This window comes from Ruminococcus sp. AM31-15AC (assembly GCF_003462045.1).
GTDB classification, from domain to species: Bacteria; Bacillota; Clostridia; order Oscillospirales; family Ruminococcaceae; genus Hominimerdicola; species Hominimerdicola aceti.
In genome coordinates this window covers 1-10,517 of record NZ_QTYG01000069.1, presented here as the reverse complement: position 1 = coordinate 10,517, position 10,517 = coordinate 1, and the positions used below count along the sequence as shown (strand labels likewise).

At 36.6% G+C, this 10,517-nt stretch carries 9 protein-coding genes; 4 read left to right on the top strand and 5 right to left on the bottom strand.

What is annotated here, in order from left to right:
- Positions 1-286 precede the first annotated feature (286 nt).
- From DW793_RS13035 to DW793_RS13025, 3 genes are all read left to right on the top strand, one after another.
- Complete coding sequence (locus DW793_RS13035; protein WP_118158395.1) at positions 287-1,195, top strand: tyrosine-type recombinase/integrase; 909 nt, start codon at positions 287-289, stop codon at positions 1,193-1,195.
- Between the two features lie 123 nt (positions 1,196-1,318).
- Positions 1,319-3,301 (top strand): MobP3 family relaxase, encoded by a 1,983-nt coding sequence (mobP3, locus tag DW793_RS13030; RefSeq protein ID WP_118158394.1) that lies wholly within the window; start codon positions 1,319-1,321, stop codon positions 3,299-3,301.
- A complete protein-coding gene (locus DW793_RS13025; RefSeq protein ID WP_118158393.1) occupies positions 3,298-4,059 on the top strand; it encodes a tetratricopeptide repeat protein in 762 nt (253 codons plus the stop codon). Before mobP3 ends, DW793_RS13025 begins: the two co-directional genes overlap by 4 nt.
- Before the next feature lie 147 nt (positions 4,060-4,206).
- Here the strand turns inward: DW793_RS13025 and DW793_RS13020 are convergent, their stop codons facing one another.
- The 5 genes from DW793_RS13020 to DW793_RS13005 all read right to left on the bottom strand — a co-directional run bounded on the left by DW793_RS13020 (position 4,207) and on the right by DW793_RS13005 (position 10,222).
- Positions 4,207-4,473: a tyrosine-type recombinase/integrase gene (locus DW793_RS13020; RefSeq protein ID WP_118158392.1), complete on the bottom strand. Its 267-nt coding sequence runs from the start codon at positions 4,471-4,473 to the stop codon at positions 4,207-4,209.
- On the bottom strand, positions 4,457-4,618 hold the full coding sequence (locus tag DW793_RS14815; protein ID WP_181988378.1) for a hypothetical protein: 162 nt from the start codon (positions 4,616-4,618) through the stop codon (positions 4,457-4,459). The genes DW793_RS13020 and DW793_RS14815 overlap by 17 nt, the downstream gene beginning before the upstream one ends.
- Before the next feature lie 411 nt (positions 4,619-5,029).
- Complete coding sequence (locus tag DW793_RS13015; RefSeq protein ID WP_118158391.1) at positions 5,030-9,232, bottom strand: hypothetical protein; 4,203 nt, start codon at positions 9,230-9,232, stop codon at positions 5,030-5,032.
- Positions 9,233-9,648: 416 nt separating this feature from the next.
- Positions 9,649-9,903: a hypothetical protein gene (locus tag DW793_RS13010; protein WP_118158390.1), complete on the bottom strand. Its 255-nt coding sequence runs from the start codon at positions 9,901-9,903 to the stop codon at positions 9,649-9,651.
- Positions 9,904-9,916: 13 nt separating this feature from the next.
- The gene (locus DW793_RS13005) at positions 9,917-10,222 is read right to left on the bottom strand and encodes a gamma-glutamylcyclotransferase (protein ID WP_118158389.1); all 306 of its coding nucleotides are present in this window, start codon (positions 10,220-10,222) and stop codon (positions 9,917-9,919) included.
- 73 nt (positions 10,223-10,295) lie between these two features.
- Here DW793_RS13005 and DW793_RS14810 point away from each other — a divergent pair, with 73 nt between their 5' ends.
- Positions 10,296-10,445, top strand: coding sequence for a hypothetical protein (locus tag DW793_RS14810; protein ID WP_181988377.1), 150 nt, complete (start codon positions 10,296-10,298; stop codon positions 10,443-10,445).
- Positions 10,446-10,517 lie beyond the last annotated feature (72 nt).

Below are 10,517 nucleotides of genomic sequence, written 5' to 3'. Positions count from 1 at the left end.
GAATAAAAAATTATCATAATCATCTTACTATCTACTCCTATTGATAATTTGTAGTTATCCTTCAATAACTCCCGTCACATATAATACCATATCACACTTTCCTAAAAAAGTAAATCGACTTTTGAAAACTTTGTGAAAATTCACAAATCGTCTAAATTTGTCGAACTCAAACAACTCTGATATAATATAAGGTAGGTTTAAAAGCAATTTTATTCGCAAGCCTTTGTGCTTTTTGTGAATGTTGACCAAATTGCTTTGCCTCATAAAATTTTAAGGAGCTGTTTTGATGTTTGAATATAGACCTTTTGTAGACCAATTTCTTGATTATTGCCGTTACCATAAAAAACTTAGCGACAAAACTGTTCGTGCATACAAAATTGACCTTTCGCAGTATGCACTGTTTTCCGATACGCTTTCAAAACAAGCATTGTGGGATTACATCGAGTGCCTGAATAAAAACTACAAACCAAAAACCGTAAAGCGTAAGCTTGCTACTCTAAAAGCTTTTATCCACTTTCTTTTGCTGCAAGACTACATAGATTTTAACCCATTTGATAAGCTCGAAACTTCGATCAGAGAACCTGTGCTGCTGCCAAAAACGATACCTCTCGACGTGATCGCTAAGATAATTTCTTTTTCTTATCAGCAGATAGGTTCAGCCCAAAGTGCTTACCAAATGAAATGTGCCGTCAGGAATGCCGCTGTGATCGAATTGCTCTTTGCCACAGGTGCAAGGATAGCTGAAATATGTACTCTCAAACCGGAAAATGTTGATCTTTTGGGACGCTCCGTTAAGTTTTACGGCAAAGGCTCAAAAGAACGCCTTATACCCGTGGAAAATATGGCTGTTCTCAGCATACTTAAAAGGTACAGACTGCTTTTTGAAGATAAGATCTCAGTGTCAGGGTACTTCTTCGTCAATAAGCTCGGCAGAAGAATGACAGAGCAGTCCGTAAGAAATATGCTGAGTTCATATTGCAGTCAATGCGGTGTTGAAATGCACATAACGCCCCATATGTTCCGTCACTCGTTTGCCACTCTGCTTTTGGAAGAGGACGTGGATATTCGTTACATACAAAGAATGTTGGGTCACAGCTCGATAACCACGACTCAGATCTACACGCACGTCACATCGTCAAAGCAAAAAGAGATCTTAAAGACCAAGCACCCAAGAAACAAAATGGATTTTCAGTGATATGTTACAACTAATAGTATTATATCATATAAGAATACATCGTGCTGTGAAATGTCAAAATTATTTGGTGAAATGTAGTGAAATGTAACTTTGCGGTGCTTATTATCATAAGGAAGGTGTAAAATGTCGCAGCTTATCGTTACGAGCCGTTATCTGAAAAGCGGAAATCAGAAGAATAAAACAAAACGCAGAAACTATACAAAGTACATTGCTACCCGTGAAACTGTCGAGATACGAAGTCAAAAATTTGTTGACAGAAATGCCAATGCAACTAAAAATCAAGAAAAGCTTATTAACGACCTGATAAATGACTTTCCTGAATCAAAAAGATACCTTGAGTATGAGGACTATGAAAGGAAACCGACCATTGAGAATGCCGGTGAATTGATAAGCACGATAGTAGAACGCAATGCGGACGTGGTTGGAGACCGACAGAATTTTGTCGGGTATATGGCTATGCGTCCGGGCGTTGAAAAGAGAGGTTCGCACGGCTTGTTTAACGAAAAGGACGAGCCAATAATTCTGAATCAAGCGGCAAATGAGATAGCTGAACATAAAGGCAATGTTTGGTCACACGTTGTTTCACTTCGCCGTGAAGATGCTGTAAGGCTTGGCTTTGATAATTCAGACGCCTGGCGTGAGCTTGTGAAAAGGCATATTTCAGATATTGCCAAAGCACAGAATATCCCACTTTGCAATTTGAAGTGGTACGCCGCTTACCACGATACTACTCATCATCCTCATATCCATTTGCTTGTTTATTCAACAAATCCAAAGCAAGGCTTTCTGACAAAGGCTGGAATAGATAAAGTGCGTTCGGTATTTGCAAACGATATTTTTCATGATGATCTGCAAAGCATTTATCAGGAACAGACAGTAAGCCGTGATGAATTGAAAGCGGTTTCCAAAAACGAATTTGAAAGCATTGTAAATATGATCGCAAGTAATGATCATACAGATCCACAGCTTGAAGAACTTATCAGAAAACTATATATCCAATTACAGAATGTGAAAGGCAAAAAAGTTTACGGCTATCTTCCAATGGAGATAAAGGAAACCGTCAATAAAATATTTTCAGAGCTTGCAAAAGATGAAAATATACAACAGCTCTATGAGAAATGGTGCGGTCTTGAACGTTTGAAATACAAGACGTATACCCAAAAGGAAACAGAACTTCCAAAACTAGCAGATAACAAAGTTTTTCAGCCGGTGCGGAATATGATAATTCGTACAGTACTTAATATGAAACCATTTGATGCAAATACTGAAATTGAAGGATCTGAACCAAATGATGAATACATTGATAATACGCCTCAGGATATGTCACCTCTGTTTGATGACGCAGAACCGTTGGAAGAGAAAGAAACAGACGAATCGGCTGCGGCAATAAAATACTATATCAAATGGAACGATCAATACAAAAAAGCCTGCAAGCTTATCTATGGCAAAGACGCTAAGCTCAATGATTTTAAGAAAGCAGAACAGCTTTTGTTATCTGAATCACAGAGTGGAAATGTTTTGGCTGTTTACGATCTTGGAAAGCTTTATTCTACCGACAAGCTTGGCGAAAGGAACGAAGAAATGTCTATTGCAAAATACACACAGGCTTTGCAGGGCTTTTTGCGAATAGAACCAAACTCTAAGAAATTAAAGCCATATGTTCAGTATCGTATTGGTAAAATGTTTTGTTATGGTCTTGGTACGGAGCAGGATTATGAAAAAGCCTTTGAGTGGTTTGAAAGATCGGCAAAACAGAAAAACAAGTTTGCTCAATTCAGCCTTGCTAATCTGTATTACTATGGCAGCGGTATAGAGAAAGATCTGTCGCAGGCTTTTCTTTGGTATCAGAGATCATCATCTCAGGGGCAGCCTTATGCGGCTTATTCTATCGCTCAAATGTACAGATATGGAGAGTATGTAACCAAAGATAACGATACAGCACAGAGATATTACAAACAAGCTTTGTCGGGATTCTTGAAAATCGAAAGCGATGATATGGCGAACGACGATCTGTTTTACAAATTGGGACAGATGTTCAAGTTGGATTTGGAACAGACTCAGATGTTACAAAAGCGATCGAATACTTCAAACGTTCAGCTGAAATGAATAACAAGAACGGCTTTTTTGAGTATGGCAAAGCACTTTTGACAGGTGAACACATTCCGCAAGATACGGATAGTGCAGTAAAATTGATTGAGAAAGCTGTCAAACTTAAAAACATTAATGCAAAGAGGTTTCTTGCACTTGAATATATTTCAGGAGAACATTTGGAGCAGGACATTGAAAAAGGAATAGCCTTGCTTACTGAGTGTGCAGACAGCGGAGATGTCATTGCTAGTTACAGACTAGGAAAAATTTATTTGCAGGGCGAGATAATGCCTCAAAATCTGGACAAAGCAGAAAAGTATTTGCTCTTGGCAGAAGATAGCGAGTATACGCAGTATGCACTTGCAAAGCTGTATTTGCAGGAAGAAAAGTATGATATACAAAAAGCTGTCAATTATTTTGAGAATTGTGCTGCCAAAAATCATTGGGCAAGTTATCAGCTTGGCAGGATCTATCTTTTCGGGGCTAAGGACATTGAACGAGATAAGGAAAAAGCTGTCGAATGGTTCACAAAGTCTGCAAATGACGGCAACGAGTATGCACAGGCTATGCTGGCCGACATATCGAAGTTTGAGAATGATCTGCTTGCGAATACGATTTTTAGTTTGTTTGTTAGTCTTAGTAGGTGTATTCAGGATAGTTATGACAACGATCGTAAAGACTTACAAAGCATAGTTGACAGAAAACTGATGAGGGTTATTCGGAGAAAGAAAATGGAGTTGGGGGAGAAAGAAGAAAATCATATGGATATACAATAAAGAAAAACAGCTGATCTGTGCTTGTGAATGCATAGATCAGCTGTTTTTCTTTCGCAAAATCTGCACCTACAGGCAAAAAGGCAAAAAATCAACGTAAAATCATGCATTATTTACTACCAATCAGATGTTTCTGACGGCTAAAAACTTTTAAGCTACAAAATTAAGTTTTTCAACATATTTCTTTTTTGTATCAAGCGATGAGTGAACATAGTGGTTAAGTGTAATATTAACATTAGAATGACCTAGCAACTCGCTGACAGTTTTAGCATCAAAGCCATTCTCAATACAAACAGTAGCGTATGTGTGACGCAGTAAATGAAAATTAACGTCTTGGAAATGAACTTTAACCGTTCTTCTTTCATGACTTCCGACGGTTCGCAGCGAAAAAAACAGATGCTTACTCCAGAAATTCATTAAGCTCTTCAAGCTCACGGTTTTTCTTTTCAAGCTCTTTGATCCGCTTGTTTGCTGCCTGAAGCTGCTGTGCGATAGTAAGTGACTCTCCTGGTGTACGTAAGCCTGCACCTGTGTCTATTTCCCCGATCCGCGCCTTTTGCACCCACGTCCCCAGCGTCCCTTTGGGGATGTGCAGCTCATCTGCTGCCTTGGTGCCAATCTCCTTTGCGAGCTTTATTGCCTGCTTTCGTTAAATTGTGTTGACAAATCCCATTAAACAAGGACTTTCGGATAAAGAAAACGGACACCAATCAAGATACGAATTGTATCAAAATTGGTGTCCTGTTATGTGTTGTGACTATAAAATAGATGACTAAACTCTACCCAATCAAATGAAATATACGTCAAATAATACTTCTTCATTTGCTTAATTTACAAGCAACACTTCTGTCATACAAAATTTGTCTGTTACAAAACATATATGCTTTTTTGAGTATATCTTTTTTATTGCTCAACATCAGAACAGTAATTTTTTAATATGGATTCGTATTCGCCTGTTTTTGTACGAGGTGGCTCAATTTTTTTGTAGTTCAACATATTTGTATTCATCTCCATCTAGCCAAACTACAAAACTTCTATCAGTGTCATGCATAATATCTCTACCAAAAGTTTCATAAGCTTTATTCGACGGCGAACGATATACTCTAAACAACCAGAACATCGTATATTGGTTTTGATCAAGTGCATTTCTTAAAGTTTCCATATTCATCAATAGATATTTCTGCTGATTCTTCCAATTCTTCCCTACGCTTATATACCTAGCAAGCTGTTCGCTTTCTTTATTCAAATATTGATAACCGTCACCATATGTGATTCCTGTTAACTCCCTTAATAATCTACTAGGCAACTCAAATATACTCTCGATATCTTCTGCATGTTCAGTTGTGCATTCTGTCACTAATTTATGTAGTTTTACTGCAACGCCATCTGTTTCAATAGAAATGCTATTTTCTACTTCTTTATGACTTTGGATAGTACAAACTTCTTGTGGAGTACAATAACATTGACAATCCTGCCATGCATGAAATTTTTCAACATTTAATAAATCGATCCTTGATTCCCAATAAATGTTCACTAGTTTTATAAAATCATCAAATTCAGCACGCTGAACAACACCTGAAGATATCCAAATTGTTTCTTCAATGCCAGCTGAATCATTAGAAATGTTTGTATAAGCATAAAGTATTTCTTCTCCTTGATTATCTTCAAACCACGCAGAAAACCTCGGTACGTCTTCGTCTGACATCCATGCTTCAATGCTTTTTTTTGAATAGTCTTCATTCTGAGTGCGTACCAATTGATCTGTATGAATCCAACTTTCTTTTTGGTCTCTTTGCTTATAATTAATGTAATCCTGATATGCATTATTTATGGAACTCTCCAAATCCGAATAGTCATTGATATATGCTGCATTTCCACAGTAGTCGCTACTCTTCGTAATATTTGCCAGTACCGCTTCTATGCGATGTCTCGCACACCACACATACTTTTCAGCAACACTCATTATCTTAGACCGTTCGCCATGTGTAGCTGGATAAAATGTTCTTCTAATTGCAACGTCTACTCCGATATTTTTCTTAACTTTGTATTCCCAAAATTCTTTTTTATTCCATCCTTGATTCAACAAATACTGATATGCTATCGATATAATCAAACCTTCCATCTCTAATGACTTTCTCTTATATTTCCGCCTGTATTCATCAATCAGTTTTTCAGTTTTCTCAGAATAACTGTTGGTTTTATGGTCAGGCCTAAAAAAGCAATCAAATTGATCACATAAAACATATCTAGCAAGATCATAATCTATAGGGTCATAACCAGACATTCTTCCTGCATCAAAGGCTTCTTCACAAGCAGGCATAATACTTGCTTGATAAGTATATGGTGGTATAATTTTATTTTCTACGTCTATATCATAAACCCTTTTGTAGATTGCCATTTTAACAATACCTGTACAATAGTATCTAACTACAACATTTTCATACCTAACTAACCCTTCATCTGAGAAGACATTGTCCATAATCCAATCTGAAAGACTGATTAGATATTTATCTTGTACATTTTGCCCCAATGCAATTCCATAAGCAACAGAAAAAACATCTTCTATGATTTGCTCATCATTAATATCTGCACAATAAGTACACAGATTAAAAAATTGTTCAGAGTTATTTATTCCCCATTCAGTAAGTTTTAATCTGCACTCTTTTCTAACATCATTGTCCACAGAAGAAAGACGCCATACTAAAATAAGTGGTAACCCTAAGTAATTATCATCATTTGACAACTTTATATTAGATGTATCAATTTCCGTATAACATCTCCAATAAGAATCATTACTATCTATCAAGTAAGTTGGTATAGACCACCAGATATCTCTTTGAGCTGGCTTTTCAAAACCTCTCAAAAATTCATCAAGCAATATACTTCCTAACGGATGATCCGGAACATTACTTGTCGGCATAATAATTCTATCAAATATTTCTCGAAATTCTTCTGAGGAATAATTCATCAGTTCTTTTACATAATCACGATATACTGACGCAATCTCAACAGAAGTGTTTGCCAATGCATAACAAATCAAATCAAACGTTGTCTCATCACTTAGGCTTATATTAGAATATTCAGATATAAGCTTCTTATCTTCCTCTATCGCAATGAGAGAAAGCATCTGATAAATTCCATTCGTATATTTGGCCTCAATAGTCTTATTCTCTTTTATCGCATCAAATAATTTCCTTGCCATGAGATAATCGAACGCTGGTTGCATACCCCATGAATATTTAGTTTCCGGTATGCTAAAAACATCTTTCTGACTTTGTCGGGAGTATATAAATCCTTCTTCCTCTACAAATTTCAAGATATCTTCCAGATGACTCTTTATAGGCTCTTTGCATGCACTATAAATTTCATCATATGAAAGCTCCATTTTATCAGTAAGCATGTTTGCCACCATAACAAGAGTGGTCATAACCATACCTTGACTATCAGTTTCTTTTCCTGCCTTTCTATATACAATCTCAATAGAATTTATTTTTTTTTGAAATAGCTTTGTTATTACCACTGAGTTTTTAGACAAAGATCCCACCTTTGAATTTTTATATATGTCACAGAACAACTTGAGCGCCATCGGCGTTCTTAGCATTCCTTTTATCCAGATGTTCCTGTCTAAGTCTATGTTGTAATAATCAATATAAGTATCAAAAAGGTCTTGCACATTTATGTCACCGAAACTTGGCATGCAGCAAAAACAAGATCTATAATCTCGTTTAAAATAATCTGGGAAAACATATGGACGTGACAAAAAAACGAATTTTATGCCAGCAAAATCTTTTTCATAAGCTTTTGCCTCTTCGATTCGCTCCTCCCAAAAAGGCCAAGATGCAGATTCTTCTATTCCATCAACACAAATCAGACATTTGGGCTGTATATTAACTGTTTCGCTAGTATCATTTGATTTATTTCTTAGCAACGCTGCATTTTCTAAAGCCTTAAGAAGTTCTCTATCACTCCATGTACTGGCTAACCCTAACGTTTTCGTCAGAATAGATAACCAAGTATCACCTGTCGAAAACTCTTTAGCACGAACCAAGATTGGCAAATGGCTCTTTTCGTTTAACAATATGTTAGCTTCTGCTATAATCCCAAATGTTTTCCCAGTACCTTGATTTCCAAGAAAAATGATTCGATTATCAAAATCACTATTCAACTCTTGACAACACTCATACACCTCATTCACAATGTTTCCGAGCACCTCTATAGCAGGTGCAAAATGTGAATAATAACGAAAAGACAATGAGCAATTTTTTAATTCAGAAACTGAACAATTTAGTTCAAATCTATCATCAATAAATTTTTTTTCAACTTCTGCGCCATCAACTACAATCTCTTCTATGCTTTTAAATTGGGATATCCATTTGTTTAAAACATCAATATCCAGTTTTATTTTTTCAGCAATAGGTTTCTCTTGTTCAGAAAACTCAAGTTTCAAGATGTCCATATACGCTTTTTTTAGGGAATCAAAAATAGACAGTATCTTTTGCGTTCCATTATATCGCCTCTTTACGACGCTATAATTCCCTATGAAAATTTCTAATTTGTCATGAATGTAACCAGTTGAATATAGGTCGGGTATATACTTTGTTTTCGCCCATCCGTTTATCGCTCTCTCAAATGAATTTTCAATCTCTGCTTCAAACACATTCGTGTTTTCAAACCAATATTTATAACATCCTAAAGTTTCTTGTGTCATCAGTTTCGCTTGAATAGTGGTTTCATCCCACAATTCAACTGAAACAGAAGGATTTGTTTCCTTAAAATTCTCAACTAAATCCAACCACTTACTTTCTTCTGTGGTCTTCGCTATTTCATTATTCTTAACCACTCTTTTAGAAGATAAATCTCTTGGAATACAAACAATATATCTTGTAATCTCCGGTCTGACTTTTACAGCTGTTTTAAAAGAATTTTTAATTTGGTTAAATTGAGAATCGTCCATCTTATTTGGAAACCATTTTGACTGTACTCCAATTACTTCTCCAGAGGCCAGTACTCCATAAGCCTCTACTCCACCATCTCCGCCTTTTCCATTAACAAATGAAAAGTATTTCAAAGTATCTTTATATTCACTCTTGCACCATCCTTCAAAAAGGATATTACACATAACTTCAAATGCATCATTAAATGATTGTCCATGAGTATTAAATTTTGTCCAGTCCATTTTGATTTCTCCAATCATTCAATAAAATAATCTAGATTCAACATTTCTAAATCAATTTTCACAACACGTTTTAGTAATGCATATTTACCGTCAAGTGCTTTGTCTTTTCTCTATTTTACCCCAATATTGTGTATCATGAGCGGTATCGTTACTTGTCTCAGTTTTTTCTGCTATTACTTTGTACGTTATCTTCTAAATGCTCGAGTACAGTTAATATACATTGTATTCCATTATAACGATTTGATTATAGTATATCACGAAAGCCTTCGGTTGTCAAATAATGCAAAATCTTGCATTTGGCGAATTGAAAAACGTTTTATCTATAATGCTTTGTGATCCATTCAACACTGTGAAATAGATCACAAAGCGATAATTTCCATACTGCCTTGTTTCCTTTTATCTAATCACGATATATCTTACTTAACAACCTTGAGATACTCCTTCCCCTCACACTCCACAAAATCCTTCGCCAACTGTTCCGCCTCAGCCAAACTGTCCTCCAGTATCTCAAACCCCACCGCAGCAGTAAAATTGTCGATCTCGTCCTGCCCATTTTCATCAGCAAAAATCCGTATCAAAAAGCCCTCACAGAGAATTTTATCACCTTTTTTGTCAACCCTGGGGATATATTTGTCTGGCGTAATTCTCACATAAAAATCCTTGTATCTCATTTAATCAATCTCCTTAAAGCTTCATTTGAAGATCATCATCTTCGTCAAATTCCTCGTCCATCTCTTCATCAAAATACTGTTCGCAAACCGACTTTTCAAGAGCCGCCCTCAGATAGCTTGTATCCATACCGTTCGCCTCATATCCCTGCTTTATGACGTTGTAATAATAGCTCATCGGTGGCGAAATGTGACCGTTGTTCATCAGATATGCCATACACTCCTTCTTTTCGCCATTAACATCTATCTCAAAAAGCTCTTTGCGGTAATAGTTCGGAAAACCTTCATATTTGTCAAGACTGTGCTCATCTCTACCGTCTATCTAATCCTGTATAATAAAACTTGACACATACAAAACAATCAAAGTATAATAAAAACAAAGGAGTGTGTCATCAATGGGAACAGGAAAACAATATGATGAAGAGTTTAAAAAGCAGGCAATAAAGCTCGCAAAGGAGATTGGCACCAAGGCAGCAGCAGATGAGCTGTGCATCCCCAAAGGGACGCTGGGACGTGGGTGCAAAAGGCACGGATCGGGGAAATAGACACAGGTGCAGGCTCACGTACACCGGGAGAGTCACTTACTATCGCACAGCAGCTCCAGGCAGCGAACAAAC